The 19,314-nt window shown below is 37.5% G+C and carries 12 protein-coding genes; all 12 read right to left on the reverse strand.

The window, feature by feature from the left end; translation table 11 throughout:
- Nucleotides 1-3: 3 nt before the first annotated feature.
- The 12 genes from AC04QZ_RS23465 to AC04QZ_RS23520 all read right to left on the reverse strand — a co-directional run bounded on the left by AC04QZ_RS23465 (nt 4) and on the right by AC04QZ_RS23520 (nt 19,309).
- Complete coding sequence (locus AC04QZ_RS23465) at nt 4-1,428, reverse strand: alpha-L-fucosidase (protein ID WP_478359686.1); 1,425 nt, start codon at nt 1,426-1,428, stop codon at nt 4-6.
- 67 nt (nt 1,429-1,495) lie between these two features.
- Nucleotides 1,496-3,106 (reverse strand): SusD/RagB family nutrient-binding outer membrane lipoprotein, encoded by a 1,611-nt coding sequence (locus AC04QZ_RS23470; RefSeq protein WP_478359687.1) that lies wholly within the window; start codon nt 3,104-3,106, stop codon nt 1,496-1,498.
- Between the two features lie 15 nt (nt 3,107-3,121).
- On the reverse strand, nt 3,122-6,559 hold the full coding sequence (locus tag AC04QZ_RS23475) for a SusC/RagA family TonB-linked outer membrane protein (RefSeq protein ID WP_478359688.1): 3,438 nt from the start codon (nt 6,557-6,559) through the stop codon (nt 3,122-3,124).
- A 120-nt stretch (nt 6,560-6,679) separates the two neighbouring features.
- Nucleotides 6,680-7,867 (reverse strand): ROK family protein, encoded by a 1,188-nt coding sequence (locus AC04QZ_RS23480; RefSeq protein ID WP_086547541.1) that lies wholly within the window; start codon nt 7,865-7,867, stop codon nt 6,680-6,682.
- Nucleotides 7,868-8,046: 179 nt separating this feature from the next.
- Nucleotides 8,047-9,345, reverse strand: coding sequence for a monooxygenase (locus AC04QZ_RS23485; RefSeq protein WP_478359689.1), 1,299 nt, complete (start codon nt 9,343-9,345; stop codon nt 8,047-8,049).
- A 34-nt stretch (nt 9,346-9,379) separates the two neighbouring features.
- Nucleotides 9,380-9,973 carry a redoxin domain-containing protein gene (locus AC04QZ_RS23490; RefSeq protein WP_478359690.1) on the reverse strand — a complete coding sequence of 198 codons (594 nt, stop codon included), beginning with the start codon at nt 9,971-9,973 and terminating at the stop codon, nt 9,380-9,382.
- 64 nt (nt 9,974-10,037) lie between these two features.
- Nucleotides 10,038-11,720, reverse strand: a complete 1,683-nt coding sequence (locus tag AC04QZ_RS23495) for a SusD/RagB family nutrient-binding outer membrane lipoprotein (RefSeq protein WP_478359691.1) — start codon at nt 11,718-11,720, stop codon at nt 10,038-10,040.
- Between the two features lie 26 nt (nt 11,721-11,746).
- Entirely contained in the window at nt 11,747-15,049 is a 3,303-nt protein-coding gene (locus AC04QZ_RS23500) for a SusC/RagA family TonB-linked outer membrane protein (protein WP_478359692.1), read from the reverse strand.
- A 309-nt stretch (nt 15,050-15,358) separates the two neighbouring features.
- A complete protein-coding gene (lepB, locus tag AC04QZ_RS23505) occupies nt 15,359-16,552 on the reverse strand; it encodes a signal peptidase I (RefSeq protein ID WP_478359693.1) in 1,194 nt (397 codons plus the stop codon).
- Nucleotides 16,553-16,697: 145 nt separating this feature from the next.
- Nucleotides 16,698-17,432, reverse strand: coding sequence for a 4-hydroxy-tetrahydrodipicolinate reductase (gene dapB / locus AC04QZ_RS23510; RefSeq protein WP_086547546.1), 735 nt, complete (start codon nt 17,430-17,432; stop codon nt 16,698-16,700).
- A gap of 243 nt (nt 17,433-17,675) precedes the next feature.
- Complete coding sequence (locus AC04QZ_RS23515; protein WP_478359694.1) at nt 17,676-18,401, reverse strand: DUF5683 domain-containing protein; 726 nt, start codon at nt 18,399-18,401, stop codon at nt 17,676-17,678.
- A complete protein-coding gene (locus AC04QZ_RS23520; RefSeq protein ID WP_086547548.1) occupies nt 18,401-19,309 on the reverse strand; it encodes a ParB/RepB/Spo0J family partition protein in 909 nt (302 codons plus the stop codon). Before AC04QZ_RS23520 ends, AC04QZ_RS23515 begins: the two co-directional genes overlap by 1 nt.
- Between the last annotated feature and the right edge of the window lie 5 nt (nt 19,310-19,314).

Genomic DNA, 19,314 nt, shown 5'->3' on the forward strand with positions numbered 1-19,314 from the left:
TAATTAATTGGTTTCGGGCGTAAAAGAAAAAGTCAAGGCTATTTTCTCGTCAGTTTTAGGAAGATTGAAATGTACCTTGCCCTCTTTTAGTGTCCATTTTACCTTTTGACTGGTACTTAAAATGGTAATTGGACTTCCTTTTTTAGGCATACTTCCCTGCCAGGAAATTTCATTACCCGGTGTATTGCCAAGCAAACTAATGCCGTAAATAGTTTTACCATCTTTACTTTGCGTAAACCAGTTTTGCCCATCATGATAATTTTTGGTGATCCGTGTTCCGTATATGGCAGCACCATTTTTACTGGTCCATTTACCTATTTCATCGAGTTTTGTAATTACATCTTCAGGTAGTGTTCCATCTGCCTTAGGACCAATGCCTAAAAGTAAACTTCCACCTTTGGCAACTATTTCTACCAGTTTATGAACCACTTCGCCAGCTGATTTATATCGGTCGTTGGGTACGAAACCCCATGCACCGCCTAAAGTCATACAGCTTTCCCATGGATAATCCAATTGATTTTCGGGGATTTTCTGCTCCGGGGTCTGGTAGTTTTCAAACTGCCCATGTACGGTACGATCTACCACAATTAAACCAGGCTGTACTTTTCTGGCATCAGCGGCAATCTTAGGCATATCAATGTCCTGACTCCAATCGGGAATAGGTGCTCCCCATGAAAGTACTTCTTTATTTACGCTATTGCGCGGACGTACCCATCCACCATCGAGCCATAAAATATCAATGCTTCCGTAATTATTCATTAACTCACCAATCTGGTTCTGGGTATAGCTTTTAAACTTGTTCCAGCGCCATTGGTTCTTTCTGATATCGTAATTGTTATTTCTATCTGCAGTGGCATATTTGTCCCACCAATAATATTGAGAATGCCAGTCTGGTTTAGAAAAATATGCACCAATCATAAAGTTTTCTTTGCGGAAAGCATCGAACACATATTTGGCTACGTCTTTTCTTGCATTGGTTGCAAAAGGACCTTTGGCTATGCTATAATCAGATTCTTTGGTATCGAACATGGCAAAACCATCGTGATGTTTGGTGGTAAACACCAGGTATTTCATTCCGGCACTTTTACCTGCCTTAGCCCATTGTTCGGGGTTGAATTTTATAGGGTTAAATTTTTCGCTTAAACCCCAATACCATTTTTTATAATCTTCGTATTTTATGGTACTGTCTCTGCCAATCCAATCTTCAGAGCAGATGGACCAGGATTCAATAATCCCTGGAACGGCATAAATTCCCCAGTGGATAATCATTCCAAACTTTTTATCCTGCCAGGTATCGAGCTTCTTTTTAACTGCATCATCTTTTGGCCATTCGTAAATCTCCGACTGGGGCATAATATCGTTCTGTTGAGCAGAAGAATTAAATGCGAAGAGCGCAAAGCAGAAAAGGAAGCAAATTTTTATTTTCATAATTAAGTTGTAAAAATCCCGGCCAAAAATTGGCCGGGACATTGTGTTTAATCAAATCGTTGTGCAACTAAGGCATCCAATAAACTTTGGTTAACATTTGTGTAGTTGGATTTGCACCGCCTGTTTGAGCTTGCCAATTTGCATTGTTATTGGTACTCTCATCATCAGGGTATGGCAATTTGTTTATAACAGCAGGTGTATAATTTGCATCTTTAGGTGTTAAGCCTGTTCTCCTCACTATGGCCCATGCCTCAGCAGGTTCGAACATGGTTGCCAACCAAGCCTGAGTTGCTATTTTTTTAAGCGCGTCTGCATCATTTGCCCCATTATAAAGTACCGCAGGATTAGTTAGGAAAGCGGTCATCTGTAAAGCGGTTGGTGCTGTCGGTTTGGTTAACCAACGTGCCGCATTCTGTGTATAGGCATACCAGAAATTAACTGAAGAAGTTATTCCAGCCTCGTATTCAGTTTTAGCCAATGCTGTATTTTTAGCTACTCCCATACCACGTTGATAAACTTCTGCTTTTAAGAAATGGACATCAGACTCGGTAATAATCAGGTAAGGAAAATAAACCTCATCGTACGCAATAAAATAATTGAAGGCCGAAAACTTGTTATTTGGATTACTGCCGAAAGGTTTCCTCATTTTTGTATCATCATTTGGATAGGGTGTACCACCATCGGCAATAGATCTATCTTGCGGTTGAGCTGCCCACTGGTTAGCATCATTTGTTTGAAAATAAACATACACCCTTGGATCGAAAATACCCGAGCCGTCAGTATTATTATTACTCGACATTTGTGCCCATACATTAGAACTCATTCGCATGTTAGATACAGAAGTTTCTCTAAAGGTATACCATTGGCGCTCTGTTACTACTGCCGGGGTAACCAAACTTGGCCAAAAGCCAAAGTTATTCCTGTCGAGACTCGCTGCTGATTGATTATTTGGAAGTGGTTTATTTCCACCCACAACATCAGCTAAAATTTCTGAAGCCAGTGTTTGTTCTTTGCCATAAAGGCGCACAGCATAACGTAATCTTAATGCATTGGCAAATTTTCGGTAGGCATCCAGATCATTCTTCAGGAACGAATCGGAAGAACTGATATTAGTTTGGTCTGTAGCATTGGAAATACCATCAGCTGCAGCTTTCAGATCCGCTAAAACACTTCTGTAAACATCTATCTGCTTATCGTATTTAGGTCTGTAAAACTCCGTTCCACTACTTGCAGAAGCAGCAGCACTGTATGGAATATCACCATAATAATCTAACATATGCAAGGTTTTTGAAGCCATCATAATGTTTGCCATGTACTTCACATTATTAAAAACCTGTGGATTGGCTTGCTCACTAATTTTTTTCAACAAAGCCTTATAATTAAACAAAGCAGGGTAATAATTCCTCCACAGGCTGGAAGTATAATTTAAATAGGGAGCCTGAATATTCTGTACACCTTGTTGATTAGTAATTGGATAGAATAAACTCACATACAAGGTGTTATCTTCATCTGTTAAGCCTTTTGCAATGCCATTAAATAAACCAGGTATAGAAACGGTAGCCACACTCGATTCTTTATAAGGGGTATTAATTTCTTCAAAGCCCTTTTTACATGAAGTACCATTAGCTATCATTCCGATAACCAATAAGCTATATATTATTTTTTGATTTCTTTTCATTTTAGTAAGATTTAATTATAGCGAGGTTTTGATCGAAAATCCAAATGAACGAACTATTGGAACAGAAGAAAATTCGATTCCCTGCATGTTACCAATCCCGTTTACACCTTCAGGATTCAATCCTTTCGGAATGCTCGTATAGATGTAAAATAGATCGCGGCCAACTAATGAAAGACTTAAATTTTGGATAAATTTTGTTTTTTGAATAAGCTTAGCTGGCACCTGATAAGTTAGTGCAACTTCTCTCAACTTAACCCATGTATTTTCGAAAACGGATGCAGACCTTGGTAATCCTAAGTGATTCCATGATCCATAAGTACCCAGATAATACCAGGCTGGGTTTACTACATTTGTATTAGGTGTTCCATTAGCATATACTCCACCGAAACTAATCCCAGTGTTAGCCGTTGTACCATCAGGGTATACCAACGGTAGACCTCCACCATTACGTTCTTTAACTGTCTCTTCCAACAAACCGTTACCCATCGCTGCACCATAAGTACCAAAGAAAGTATCGCCACCTATTTTTGCATCAACCATCGCATATAGCGAGAAGCTCTTATATCTGAACGTATTGCTAACGCCACCCGTTAGCTTTGGCTGCGAATTACCGATAGGCACTTCATTAGGTGTTAATACCCATTGTGTACCTGCAGTGTAGGTTTTACCATTAACAGTGTATGTCATTACCTGTCCATTGGCACCTGTTGCATCTTTTACTACTTTCTGTCCGTTTAAGTAAGTGAAATCTTTTCCATAGATCGTTCCATAGTTATCGCCCACTTTTACCCTTTGAGATATTCCGTTTCCTCCGAAAAACGATCCTAACTGAAGATCATTAATACCCTCCGACAATGCTAAAACTTTAGTACTCGAAGTGGCTCCATTTACAGAAATATTCCAGCTAAAATCTTTTGATGTAATAGGCGTTGCGTTGACAATAAATTCAAAACCCTTGTTACCAAGCGATCCGTTATTAATCTGAATGCTGTTAAAACCAGAAGATACTGGTAATGGCGTTGAAAGGATCTGGTTAAATGTCTTCATACTATAAGCAGTCAATTCTACATTTAGCCTATTCTTTAAGAAACCTAAATTAAGGCCTAGCTCGTAAGAACGCGTTCTCTGAGGTTTTATCCCATCAAATTTTAAAGTTGAAGGATAGGTTTGAGCTGCCTGTCCATTGTATGCAGAGGTGTTGATCAGGTTAAAAATAGAGTAAGGATCTGCGTCACTACCTGTTTCGGCATAAGAAAACGTAAATTTACCAAAGCTTAACCAAGGTGTAGCCGTTTGCATCCCTTTAATACCTTCAGTGAAAACATAACTTAAGTTAGCTGAAGGATAGAAATAAGAGTTATACTGGTCTGCCAATGCAGAAGACCAATCGTTTCGGCCAGTAACCTGTAAGAACAGATAATTATTATATGATAAATCTAAAAATCCGTATGCAGAGTTTATTTTCTTTCCATATCTGATTTCATTTGCAGCAGCAGGTGGATTAGCACCATTATCCAAAGAGAAAATATAAGGTTTGATGAAATTACCACTGGTACCGTTACTTACTGTATAATCATTTCTATAATAAGATTCTACCCCGCCAGTTAAACTACCATTAATAGATTTATTAAATAAATTATCCTTATGTAATCTGGCAAAAGCACTTAAGTTGCGGTTTAAACTTTTTGCCATAGCTTGTCCGTAATAGCCAGTTGTACCCTGGATATTTTTAGGGTAATTTCTGATTTCGGTAACATCATTAGAGTTATCTAAACCACCCTGCCCAGTAATTGTTAACCAGTCGGTTACATCAGCAATAATTTTTGCCCCACCAATTAACTGATTTCTATTAAAGGTTGTATTATTATTGGTCAAATTCCAAAAAGAATTAGCCATATAGCTATAATAAGGATAAGCTGGTGAACCTGCAGGAAAATTACTTCCATTGGTTACATCACGTTGAGAACCATCAGCGGCAAAATTGTTCATTTGCTCTACATCCGACCTGTAATCTCTGGTTGCAGCATATGAGAAGCCAGCAAGGTAAGATCCTGAGCCCACAGGAGGAGTATTTAATCGCTGATAATTGATGTAACTTCCTGTAATCTCTGCCGATACTTTTTTGCTTACTTTAATACTTGAGCCAACATTAAATGTATTGGTATTAAAATTACTATTTAAAATATTTGCCTTGTTATCGTCTCGTGTATACGAAAATCTTGCTGTTCCAAAATCTCCACCTCCAGATATCGAAACATTATGCTGACTTACCGATCCATCAGGAAAATAGGCTTTCCAGTTGTCGGGTTGAGCAGAATAAGGCCTTAACACCCCATCGTACCATAACACGGGCTGATTGTCAAATCTTGGTCCCCATGATAATCCACTAGGGAAAGAAATTAAATCCCAAGCTTGCGTGCTGTTCGAATATGGAAGCATTCCGTATGCGCCTGTTTTATAGTCACCCGCAGCATAACTTCCGGTATATGTTCCAATCTGGTAACGTTGACCAGATCCGTTTGTTGGGAACTGTTTATTTTGATCGGCAGTCCACATCGAACCAACTAATCCAGAACCATATTCATTTTGAAAATCTAAAAACTGATAGGCTTTTGTTCCCCTGGTTGAGTAAGAATAATCTATCCCTAATCCATTTCTCTTTTCGCCTTTTTTACGCGTTACTAAAATTACGCCATTCGCACCTCTGGCACCATAAAGTGCAGCAGCAGCAGGCCCTTTCAACACTGTGATATTTTCTATATCATCAGGATTTATAAAATTTAATCCGGTTCCCCAATCGTTGTAAACACTCACATCTGCTCCTTGTGCCGTACCTACTGCGCCTCCGGCACTATTGTTACCATTATTATTTAGTGGATCATTATTTAAAGCAACCCCATCAACAATAATAAGCGCCCTATTATCACCTGTTAACGAAGTATTTCCTCTGATAACGACACGTGAGGAACCGCCTTCTACACCACCTGATGCCTGAGTGATATTCAAGCCGGCCACTTTCCCCATTAAGCCCTGTGCAATTGTTGGGGCTTGCGCAATGGTCAAGTTAGCTCCGGAAACTGTTTGTGTTGCATATCCTAATGATCGCTTTTCTCTTTTAACGCCTAAAGCTGTGGTCACCTGAACTTCATCCAGGCTGTTAGTAGATGATTCTAACCTAACATTTACTGTTGAAGATGCGCCAACAGTAATTTCTTTTGAAACATAACCGACAGATCTAAAAACAAGGACATTTCCTTCTGTCGCAGAAATAGAGAATTTACCCCCAGCGTCTGTCTGGGTAGCTTTGGTTGTGCCTTTAATAGAGACACTTACACCTGGTATTGGTCCAGATGCTTCCACTACCGTACCGGTAATGGTTTTTTGCGCAAAAGCGGTTATTGTCAAAAAGGTTAACAAAAACACACTTAAGCACTTTAAGTACATTTTTTTCATAATTCGTTTAGGTTAGTATTGGTTAAAGTTGGTTCAAAATTTGGTTTAGTGGTTCTTTTTTACTCCCTCATAGTATTGGTTATTAGTTAAAAATTATTTTAATTATTTGCTTGGTTTTCTTTATTCAAACAGGCTATTTTCGACCATCAAACTGGCTGCAGCCAATAATTCAGCTTCATCGCTTAGGCTTGAACATTTAATTTCCGTTTGTTCAGCTACCCGGGGTATACAAAATTCGTTAATGGCCTGTTGTATCGGCGGCAGAAGCATTTTCCCTGCTTTTGCACCACGTCCACTTAACACAATACGCTCAGGATTCATAATATGGATTAAAGTGGCTAATCCTTTACCAATCTGAAATGCGGCATCAGCTAATATAGAAATGGCCACAGGATCCTGTTTTACAACTGCGTTTAAGAAATGATCGACATGGCTTTTACTTTTATCATTAAAAAGCGTTTTTAAACTTGTTTCTTCTCCGTTTTTTACGGCTTCTTCTGCTTTCTGAACCATCACCAAAAGCGATGTTTCCACTTCAAGGCACCCGCGTTTACCACAAGAGCATAAGGTATTTGAATTAGATAAAGGAATATGACTAAACTCACCTGCGTAGCCGCTACTGCCCCGGTATAATTTGCCATTAATAATCATCCCTAAACCTGTACCCCAGCCAATATTCACAACGAGTACATCTTTTAAATTTCTTGCTTCACCAAAGTTTAATTCAGCTAAGGCGATCAAACTCGAGTCGTTATCTATGTAAACTGGTAATCTTAGTTTTTTAGCGAGATAGTCTTGCAGACTTATATCGTTTTCAACCTGCATAAACGAATAGTTCATTCCTTTTTCTGCATTCACAAAACCCGGCATGCCAATACCAATCCCCAATAAATTTTCTTTATCGATTGTTGATTTTTTAATACAATGATCAATGAATTCAATTAAAGTATCGGCACTTTTACTTTGGGTCATATCTAAATCGATCACCTGCGTTGGCAAAACCTGGTGATTGGACAAATCATATATGGTTAACTGACTCGTTAACTGATCCATGGCTACGGCTATTATATACCTCTTATAATCGGGGTTTAATAAAAAATTTAAAGGGCGGCGGCCTCCGGTAGATGGTGCCAATCCCTGCTCTATAATTAAACCATCCTCTATTAATGCATTTACAGTCGATGTAATTAAAGGCAAACTCTTTTTAGTGCGTTTACTTAAATCGGTTAGGGATGATTTCTTTTTATAATAAAGCAGTTTAATGATGTCGGCCCTTAATCGTTGTGCTTTCTTAATAGTTGCTGACATTTTTAATTTGGTTTATATAAATTTATAAAAAAAAGAAAAGAAAAGCAATCTTTTTAAAAAAATTAAAAAGAAAGTTATTTTATGGCAAATTAACCAAACCATGATGCTGGTTTGTTATTTAAATGCAGGAAGACTCAGCGTATCAGATAATTTTAACTTTTCTGAAAAGCTGAGGTTAATTATGGTTCACTAACAGACAAGTGTTCATCATCATCTTTATATGGCAAATACAGGATGATCAAAGTCATCATTTCATCAATACTTTTCATTTCTCCTCCACCATAAATATTTCTGGGCGGGTTAAATAAATTTTTTGGATTATTTTTCGAATTGTCATATGTCCCTTCAATAACCAAATAAGAATCTTTAGGTATGATTACGGGTTTCTGATATTTATAAAGTTCCTGCCAGTTAAAATCCCATTTTGGAATAGATATGAGTTTTATAGTATCTTTTTGCGGGCTAATTGCATAAGCTTTAAAATCTTTACCAAGCAAATGCATATGAGGCCAAACACCCAAAATCGATTGCTTTTCCGGATTGGTGATTTTTAACCTGAAAGAACGAATGCTATCTGCGGGAATCATAAAGTATGGGGTTATTTCCTCTTCTGCTATCCCACCAGAACCCAAGTTCACTACATCAATAACTCTTTCAACAGGTTGTTTTGTAAAAAAGAAGTTAATAGAAGAAAAATCTACTTCATCTTTACCTGTAGGTGCGTAATGCATTGTTAAAAGAATTACACCTCTTTTAGGCATTAACCAGCCAATATTCTTCGGATAAGATTCGTACTTTGTTCCCGGAATCCATCCGCCATAATAAATCATGTTACTTTTATAGATATTGTAGGCAGAAAAGCTATCTTCATTAGTTTCACCAACTGTTGTGTTGATAAACTCAGGAGATTTATCTAAGGGAATATTATCCGGCACATCATAAATAGCAAAATTAGCATGGTGAATTACTTTTCTGTTTTTAGAAACAAATTCGATGGCTTCAACATTTTGTGTCCTGGCAAATTGAAAAGGGATTTTAAAAACAATAAACCTTTCCTTGTTATCTCCTTTAATAGCAAAAGGCTTGGTCATATTTAAAACGGCATCAGGCTTACGATGGTAGCTAGTACCTGAATGGTATTTTGTTAGAATAGCAGTTGCCAATTTATTAGGTGTACCAGCAGGCATTTTATCATCAATCCAATCAATGATGATTTTTTTCTCAGCATCTGTTAGTTTTCTATTTCCCTGGAAAGGGATTTCAGCATAATGATCATCTGCTTTCCATGGCGGCATATAGCCCGATTTTATTACTTTCTTAATAAACGATGCTCTCTTGGAAACATCTTCATAAGAAATCAAAGGAAATGGCCCTGCTTCTCCAGCCCGATGGCAGGAGGTACATTTATTATAGATAATTGGCGCTACATCTTCATAGAAAGTTTTTTTTTGAGCATAAACAAAATTTAAGTTTATCAAAAACAAGATTGGTAAAATTATTTTCCTCATTTATCTAAAGATCATTAATATAACAGCCAATTGGCTTTGTAGCACTAATTGTAATTTTTTTATTCATCTCAAGCGCTTCTATTGCATCAGCAAGGAAATGTTTTGATACCATTTGCCTTTGTTGACCTAATTCAATTATTTTATCATCCACCAGTCCGGAATAAGCGATATTCCCCTTGGCGCTTAACAAAACAACCTGGGGAGTTACCGTGCCATTCAATAACTGAGTTAAGTGTTTCTTGTCATCCTGAATAGTTGTAAATAACACTTTATAATCTTTAATAAAAGCTTTAATATCTTTTAGTGTATAAGATTTCCCTGGAAATACGCCTATAAACTCACAATTTTTATAGGTATTTTTTAGTCGGTTCAGCTCAGGTATATAATTTCTGCTTAAAGGACACTCTGGTGAAAGAAAGATGAATACTGTATTTTTATAACTTTTTATCGCTTGTTTTGTGCTTACAGAAATCGGGTTAATAATCTTCACCTGCGGCCATAATCCTGTTTCCTGAACATGAAAGCGCTGAGCTGACACATCATTCAAAAAGATTATGCAAAATAGAACTGATATGATAAATACAATGCGATTTCTCATTTTTAAAGCTAATTAAAATGGCCGGATATACCGGCCATTTTCACTTAATAAAGATAATAATAACTTATGGCATATCCCACCAAACACGTCCTTTAACATCAGTTGGTTGTCCAAAATAAGACTCTTTAGCCATTTCTGCGATTGCACTTTGCTTATTTGCAAAATTAGCATCACCGGCCAACGGGAAGTTGATTACAAACCTTCTAGGTATTGGTTGCACCTGACCTGAGAATGTAAAATCTTCTACCACCAATGCCGTTTGCGCATTAGGCATGCCCGTTCTTTTAAGCAGTGCCCAACATTCGTTATAGTTTTTATAGAAGTTAAGGTACTGCTGAATTAAAATTTGTTCTAAGCCTTTTGCCGGATTATAAACGATTTCTGGTTTAGCTTTGTAGGCTGTAACCGCATTAGGATCCAGAGCAGCATAATCGGCTAAAGCTGCAGCTTTAGCTATTCTATCGTAAGTAGTGATAGATGCATCAATTCCCTTATAATACCATTCAGAAGCGTTCTCGCTTGTTATATTTCTTGCAGCTAATTCGGCACGTAGAAAACAGATATCAGCATAGGTTAGTATTAAAAATGTTGCCGACCCCGTACCTGAGCTGAGTGCTGGCGTGAACATACGATATTGAATTGCAGATATCGTATCTAAATTACCGCTCTTGATTACAACAGGGCTAAAGAATTTTTGCTTAGCTGGGATTGTATTTGCATCCGGGCTTGTAAACTGACCATAATAGCGTCTTGAATCGAAAACCGAGTTTGCTGGTATTTTCCCTTCAGTTTTAGCTGCATCAAAGTTTTCTTGTGTCCATGAATTTTTTTGGTAAAACAATGGTAATCTTGGATCGTTGTTTCTCCACATAAAATCCACTGTTCCATTTGCTCCATAAGCACCCGATGCACTAACATCCCAGTTACCTGCACCAATAAAATTACTTCCAGCTTTTAATGACCAATCGTCATCTGGTGAAGCCATTAAATCAGCTGCACTGTTTGTTAATATATCAGTTGCTATTGCTTTAAGTTTTGCCGGATCTTTTTTAGATAAGCGCATGGCAATTAATAAACGTAAGCTAGTTGCCGCTTTAATCCATTGAGGTATCGAACCTTGATAATATAAGTCGTTACTTCCCAAGCTAACCTGAGGTACCGCAGGCTGAGCTTTCAAAACTGCTACTGCATCTTTCAGCGTTTTCTCAAAACTATTGTACAGATTCTGTTGCGTATCGTAAACAGGTGTAAAAGTACCATTATATCTGGCCTGAAAAGCTTCAGTATATGGGATACTTCCGTTGCCATCAGTTACAAACCAAGCCTCGTAAACCTTTAGTATTTCTGCAATGGTTTTCATTTGCACATACCTTGGTTTTTGATCATCAGCAAGTTTTTCTATGGTTTTTTGAACATCAACCAGCAGGTTTCCAGAACTGTTGTAAAACCTTCCATACCGTTGGTTTATATTTCCTATTCCATCTGTAATTGTACTTGTATTACCTGTTAAGCCAACCATTTGTCTTGTCCACCTCGATACACCTCTATAGTTTTCATAGAAAGCTTCAAAGCTATCATCATGCCAATTGGTTACCGCTTTGGTAAAAAGTGGTTCTGGTGCTATTGCAATAACCGCATCAGGATTAGTATTATATTCAGCAAATTTTTCTTTGCTGCAAGAATATATTAAAAGTGTTGAGCTTATAAACGCCGACACTATAACAACATTATATTTTGAATATTTCATAATATCAATTTTATAAAAAACAGTGATTAAAAACTACCATTAATACCTAAACCAAATGTTCTAACATAAGGGGTACCGCCACCTAAAAATGCTCCACCAGCTCCAGTACTTGTAAAGTCATTAACATTTAGGTTATCTGGTGCATTGTTGTATAGAAAACCAATATTTCTGGCACTAGCATAAACCTTAACCCCATTCATTTTTATTTTAGATACAAATGCTTTTGGCAGATCGTATGATAAAGTGATATCTCTCACGGCAACCCATGATGATTTGAAAGCACCACGTTCTCTGATACCATTACCCCATCCATTTGAGTTATTATAGTATCTCCAGGTTATGGTCGGAATTCTTAATCCTTTATCGATAGCTTGCTGATGACTCATACCACCTACGTTAACGCCATTTATCATCGTTCCATCTGCAAATACACCATCTAAAACTACCCCAACCTCTTGGTTTCCGGCCTCAGTATAAGCTGTACCACCATTTTCAACAGTACGGCCAAACAATGTATTTTTTAGATTACCAGTTTGACTACCGTAAAAATAAGTATCAGAAAATACATAACCACCAAATTTAGCATCAATCAACGCACTCAATGACAATGATTTGTAAGTAATTACATTTCTAATGCTACCATAGAATTTTGGTAATGTAGAACCAATAGTACTCTCTGTTTCTAATCCATTTGCATAGTTAGATGCTCTGGTATAAAATGCACCTCCTGTACCTGCTGGAGAAATTACACGTTTACCATTATTTGGATTGTCGATTGGATTTCCATTTGCATCTCTTGCCTGGTATTTGGCATAACCATAAGCTGCTACCAATGTAGAATATTCGCCACCTACTTTAGCTACAGTTCTGATACCATCGCCACCTTCTAACTGTACTGTTGTTACTCCAGGTGCTAATGAGATAATTTTCGTTCTATTTCTGGTATAATTGAAGTAAGTATCCCAAGAGAATGATCCAGTTTTAATTGGGGTGCCAGAAAGCATTAATTCAATACCCTGATCCTGAACATCTCCACTGTTGATTAGTGTATTTTGCACACCTGACTCAAACGGAACAGACAGGTTGATAATTTGATTTCTTGTGTTTTTTCTGTAAGCCGTAAAATCCAAGCCTAATCTGTTATTAAGCATTTTTAGTTCAACACCAATTTCTTTACTATATGCTCTTAATGGCTTAAGGTTCAGGTTACCCAATGTTTGGCTATCAAACCCGTACTGCTCGATATTCGCAGCATTTGCACCAAGCGCCTGGTAATTTCCATTTTTTAAATAATAACCTGTATTTGCTCGGTAAACACTTGTACCTCCTCCAGTTATTGAATAAGAAGCGCGTAATTTACCATAAGAGAATATAGTAGGCATTTTAAAAGCATCAGTAAAAATCCATGCTAAATCCGCTCCAGGATAGAAATAACTGTAATTTCCTGTTCCGTTAGAATAAACTAAAGTAGAGTTCCATTCTTTACGTCCGTATAAGTTTAATGTTAACCAGTTTTTGTAACCAATGCTACCTTGTGCATAAGACGCAAAAACCTGTGTAATATTAGGTGCTCCTTCACTAACACTTGGCGTGTTGATTGAATTGGTAAGTCTAAACTGTCTAGGAACCCTTAAACCACCAGACGTGCCGTAACTTGCACTTTTACTTTGAGAACGTACTATTTCAGATCCTAATTGCAGAAACAAATCAAAATCGCTTACTTTATGCGTTAAGTTTAAACCTGCTCTATATCTACTATCGATAACATTTCGGATTCCCGAGCCATAATATCCTCCCTTAAAGCCTGGATCTTGTCCAAGTTCTCTGTCTTCTTTCACCGTATTGTACCAGTTTAGTGATGCACTGGTTTCAAGCTGTAACCATTTGGTAAAATTGGTTTTTGCATTAATAGTACCTCTAAAGTTATTTTCGTTCTGAATTTGGCTAAATTCATTTAACCTAAAAAACAATTGGTTGGTACCAAAAGGATCTGTAGTACTTCTTCCTCCGTTAACAGGATCAATATAGTTCTGTTTCCAATAATCTAAATCAAAATTGGTAGGATAACCCCATGTTAAGCCGTAGATAAGACTGTTATCTCCAAAAATCCTTTGTGGGTTAAACCCTCTTGCATTAGAATAAGATACAGTTGCATCCATTAATATTGCATTAGCTAAACGCTGCGTACCCCTGAAATTAAAGGTATGTCTATTTAACTTATTTAATGGGCTTATCCCTTTACTGAAATTATTAGCATAAGAAAAACGAAAAGTAGTTTTTTCATTTCCTCCCTGCATGGAAACATTACTATTCACATAACGTCCTGTTTCGTACAAACTTAGAGGATTGTTTAAAACGCTATTGCTAATCTGTCTTCCATCAATGTCTAAAATTGTAGATCCGTCTAACTTCGGACCGAAACTAAAACCATAAGAAGCTGAATTTATCTGGTTCATTCCGTTCGCTCCTTTAATAAAATCTCGCGGAGTAAATCCAGATCCATATTCCTGCTGCATATCAGGTAATGCATATGCATCATCAAATGTTTCATCATGGCTAAATGAGATGCCCAATCCTTTTTGAGAATAACCTTTTTTAGTTGTGATTAATATTACGCCATTTACTGCTCTACTTCCATAAAGCGCAGTTACAGAACCGCCTTTTAAAACAGAAATACTTTCAATATCATCTGAATTAATGTTTTTTAACACATTTCCAAAATCCTGATCACCAGCTCTTGATGGAACAACAACATCATCCGACAGCATAATACCATCCACTACAATTAAAGGTGTATTTTCTGAGCCATATAAACTCGATGCACCTCTTATTTGAAATTTTGGACTAGATTGTGGTCCACCAGCACCTGGCTGAACCATCATCCCTGGTACCAATCCTTGTAACGCTGCGATGGGATTTGTTGTATTGGCAGCACGTATCTGGTCTCCTTTGATATTATTCATCGAGTAACCCAAACTCCTTTTATTCCTTTCTTCACCCAAACCTGTTACAACTACCTCACCCAATGCTTTCGCATCATCCAATAATGTAACATTGATTGTATTGTTATCCCCTACCGACACTTCCTTACTCAGGTAGCCTAAATATTTAAAAACAATGATTGAATTTGATGGTACTGATAATGTGTACTTTCCTTCTGATGAGGTAGAAGTTCCTTTGGTCGTTCCCTTTAGGAAAACACTTACGCCCGCTAATGGCAGACCCTGGTTGTCCGTTACAGTACCAGAAACGGTTTTTTGCGCAAAAGCAGAAATTGTTGCCATACATAACAACAAAATACTTAAGCTAGTTAAGTAAATTTTTTTCATAATCTGTTTGGTAATGGTTAGTTAAATTGATTAGTTACTTTACTCAGTATTAATTATTAATCCATCGTGCTACGCTCTAAATAGCAAAAAAATTAACTATAGGGCTACTGATAACCCTGGTTTTTGTCAGAAGAAGTGAATATGAATATACGGTTAGATTTTTACATGTTTTTTACTAACTGCTGACATAACAAACTTATGAAAAAAAAACATAAACAATGAAAACTTTTTAATTTTTTTAAAAAGGTGATTTTGACACAAAAAAAGCCTGCATGATGCAGGCTTTTTTCTAAAAAATTATCGTATAAATTAATGGATACCCATAAACAATCTGCTCCACCTTATTTTATGTAGGAAAGATGCCGTACTATCCCAGCTCATCCAAACAAATAAAGCTTTACCTACGATATGGTCTTCAGGCACAAAACCCCAATAGCGCGAATCGGCCGAATTGTGGCGGTTATCACCCATCATCCAGTAATAGTCCATTTTAAAAGTATAAGTGGTGGCTACCTTGTCATTAATATACCAAACACCAGCTTTTTGCTCTACTTTGTTTCCTTCGTAGGTTCTAATGGCCCTGTAATACAGTGGCATGGTATTGCTATCGATTTTAACGGTCCATCCTTTTGAAGGGATTTTAATCGGTCCGAAGTTATCCCTGTTCCAAACCCTGTTTGGATCGTTAGGGAAAACACCACCTGGAACAGCTCCGGCAGGATCAGGACTTAAGCTTACTGATTTTACAAAATCAAAGGTTTTCAGTTTCTCTGCAATTTCGGGTGAGGCATCTAAAATATAAGTATTCGTAGCCACCGCTGGTGCACCACCTAAATTTAAATTAAATTCATCAAGCGCTGCGTAATTAAAGTCCATGGTTTTAAACTCGATGCGGTATGGCATCATACCGGTGTTTTTTAAAGGCTCATTTTTGCCATTTACATTGGCAATACCGTTGCTCATCGAAATGACATCGCCCGGAATACCAATACATCTTTTAATAAAGTTTTCACGTTTATCAACCGGACGGTCTATGATCGTAAATGTGCTTCTCACCTGCTGCCTGCCCATGCTCCGTTCTAAAGCATAGTAACTTTCTGCCTGGTTTTCTACAGCAACGGTATCTCCTTCGGGAAAGTTAAATACCACGACATCGTTTCTTTTAATTTTAGATAAACCTGGTAAACGGTGATATTTCCATTGTACGCCATCCCAGTAAGCTTTGGTTGAAGTGGTTAGCGGCATGGTATGATGCGCAAAAGGGAAAGCTACAGGTGTCATCGGAATACGTGCACCGTAGTTAACTTTACTTACAAAAAGGAAATCGCCAATCAGCAAAGATCTTTCCATCGAACCAGATGGTATGGTGTAAGCCTCGATAAAAAATACGCGGATGATGGTTGCGGCTACTACTGCAAAAACAATTGCATCGACCCACTCGCGGGTTTTAGTTTTTTTCTTCTTTGGGGCATCTTTTTTTCGCTGCCAGAATTTATAATTCATATATCTTATTTTTGGTTTGCGATTTATTTAATCGGTTACCTGTTATCTTTCGTTGATTTCACAGATTTATTTTTGACTGGGTAAATCTGTTAACTGTTTAAATTGATTATCTAAAAATTGCCAATTGTTAACTGAAAACTATCTTCTATTCAAAAATATCAGTAATACTGAAAAATCCTTTTTTATCTTTTAACCACTCTGCTGCTACTACAGCGCCTAAAGCAAATCCTGCTCTGTTATGGGCGGTATGTTTAATTTCTATTTCATCAACCTCACTACTGTAAATTACAGTATGTGTGCCTGGAATATTTTCTATCCTATGCGATTCTATCAGCAATTGTTCTGCTTTCGGAAATAATTCAACATCAGTTCCTACCACTTCGTTTAACCACTCCTGTTTTCTGTCCAGGTTATCTACAATCCCTTCTGCAAGGGTAATGGCTGTACCACTTGGTGCATCCAGTTTTTGTGTATGGTGAATTTCCTCTACCTGAACCTCGTAGGCAGGATAGTTATTCATCAGCTTGGCCAGCGTTTGATTCAGCTTAAAGAATAAATTTACGCCAATACTAAAGTTAGACCCATAAAGTAAGGTATTGTTACTGTTGTTGCAATCATCTTTTACTTCCTGAAGTTTGCCATACCAACCAGTTGTACCCACTACTATGGGCACATTGGCATCAAAACAAGCATCAATATTTTTTAAAACCGAATCAGGTGTACTAAAATCGATGGCTACATCAGCTGATTTTAAATTTTGTCTGGTTAAATCTTCCTGATTATCGATCGTTATTTTTAAAACAATTTCGTGGCCACGTTCTACAGCAAATTTTTCGATAATCTGCCCCATTTTACCGTATCCTAAAAGCGCAAGTTTCATCTGTTTATAGTTTAGTTTTAATTGTGATGAAGCGATCAGATTTTTCGAATGCAGTTGTTTTAATGGTGTTCAAGCAGGCTTGAGCCATTTAATCATCCCAATGTGGTTTGAAAAATCATGATGGTTTTATCTGTTTATATTTATTTCAGTTTTTATTCTTATTTTTTGTGCTTAACCTGAACTGGCAAAACATCATAATTTCAAATATAGTATCCTATATGGCGTATCATGAAGTTTTTGTTATTAAAATGTTAGTGATAGTTTTAACGCTGGTGTTGCATTGAAACCATACATCGAATTGGTATTAATCATCGATGGCATTACCTTAAAAGAAAGGTTATCATCAATATTGAAGAAATGCAAACGGGCTGCAACATAGGCATCTACGATATTGGCGAAATAAACCAAACCATAAGAGAACAATACAATCTGTTTATTTCTTCTATAGGTATCTTTACGCTGGGTGATGCCTGAAGTAGAATAACGGCTACCAAAAGGACCATTAGGATCAGGTTGGTCACTATGCGAATCGCGATACTGTAACTCGGTTAGGGCTAAATTATATTGTTTGCTACTTTCGATGTACGACATGGTCAGCACGGTTATTCCACCGTATATACCTGCAATTTTAGTACTTGTATACAATTTCTGCCATATCTGACTTTTACCCGCCCTTGTACCATAACCGTCGCTAAGCAATTGCATATTGTACAATTGCCCCCAGCCCGGTATAATCATCGATCTGAAAACTGCCTTTCTACCGGCAACCTTACCCGGATTAACATACTTGGCTTTCATTGAGTCCTTTCGGGTCATCGGTTTTTTAGCCGCAGTATCTAATGATTTAGATAATTTAATTTTCGAAGTATCAGCAGGTTTTAATACCGTATCCTTAACCTGCGCTGAGGCTAAGTTTACAAGAAAAAATGTAAATGCAGTAACCAGTATTAAAAGCTTAGTCTTTTGCATTACCAGTCTAATAACTCTAAAATTCGGTTTAAGTCGTCATCACTCATAAAAGGGATTTCTATTGCCCCTTTACCATTCTGACTTACTTTTAACTTTACACGGGTGGCAAATTTAGAGGCCAGATCGTCCTGTAATTTTTGATATTGAAAAGAAACGGCTTTTTCTTTCGATTTTTCGCCGGCTTTTAAAGGCACATGCTGTAAATTACGTACAAGCTCTTCTACCTTACGTACCGATAATCCTTTTTCTAAAATTTCCTGGTGAATAAACAGTTGCTTGTCAACACCATCCACATTAATTAAGGCCCTTGCGTGCCCCATACTAATTTTCTGATCGCGGATGGAAGCTTGAATAGCCGGCGGAAGTTTTAATAAACGCAGGTAATTGGTTACCGTTGTACGGTTTTTACCTACACGTTCGCCTAATTGCTCTTGTTTTAAACCTACTTCATCAATCATCCGCTGGAAACTCAATGCGACTTCAATCGCATTTAAATTTTCACGCTGAATATTTTCGATCAGGGCCATTTCCAGCATCTGCTGGTCGTTGGCACTGCGGATGTAAGCAGGAATCTGGGTTAAACCAGCAAGCTTGGAAGCCCTGAACCTACGCTCACCAGAAATAAGCTGATATTTGTTTGCGGCCAGTTTTCTAACCGTAATGGGTTGTATTAAACCTTGCACCTTAATCGAATCGGCAAGCTCGTTTAAAGCTACCTGGTCAAATTCGGTACGGGGCTGGTATGGATTGGTTTCAACTTCAGTTAAACTTACGTGACTGATATTACCAATCTGCTCAGTTTCGCTAACAGCATTTACCTGCTGTTTCGGCGGATGAGCAGATTCGCTATCATCTAAAAGCGCACTTAACCCTCTTCCTAAACCTGTTTTTCGCTGAAAAGATGTCATCTATA

The sequence above is a fragment of the Pedobacter folensis genome (assembly GCF_056490665.1).

Coding starts and splice junctions, on each gene's coding strand:
- dapB (WP_086547546.1), bottom strand. CDS start 17,432: ATGAAACTTGCGCTTTTAGGATACGGTAAAATGGGGCAGATTATCGAA.
- AC04QZ_RS23515 (WP_478359694.1), bottom strand. CDS start 18,401: ATGCAAAAGACTAAGCTTTTAATACTGGTTACTGCATTTACATTTTTT.
- AC04QZ_RS23470 (WP_478359687.1), bottom strand. CDS start 3,106: ATGAAAAGAAATCAAAAAATAATATATAGCTTATTGGTTATCGGAATG.
- AC04QZ_RS23495 (WP_478359691.1), bottom strand. CDS start 11,720: ATGAAATATTCAAAATATAATGTTGTTATAGTGTCGGCGTTTATAAGC.
- AC04QZ_RS23480 (WP_086547541.1), bottom strand. CDS start 7,867: ATGTCAGCAACTATTAAGAAAGCACAACGATTAAGGGCCGACATCATT.
- AC04QZ_RS23520 (WP_086547548.1), bottom strand. CDS start 19,309: ATGACATCTTTTCAGCGAAAAACAGGTTTAGGAAGAGGGTTAAGTGCG.
- AC04QZ_RS23475 (WP_478359688.1), bottom strand. CDS start 6,559: ATGAAAAAAATGTACTTAAAGTGCTTAAGTGTGTTTTTGTTAACCTTT.
- AC04QZ_RS23500 (WP_478359692.1), bottom strand. CDS start 15,049: ATGAAAAAAATTTACTTAACTAGCTTAAGTATTTTGTTGTTATGTATG.
- AC04QZ_RS23490 (WP_478359690.1), bottom strand. CDS start 9,973: ATGAGAAATCGCATTGTATTTATCATATCAGTTCTATTTTGCATAATC.
- AC04QZ_RS23465 (WP_478359686.1), bottom strand. CDS start 1,428: ATGAAAATAAAAATTTGCTTCCTTTTCTGCTTTGCGCTCTTCGCATTT.
- lepB (WP_478359693.1), bottom strand. CDS start 16,552: ATGAATTATAAATTCTGGCAGCGAAAAAAAGATGCCCCAAAGAAGAAA.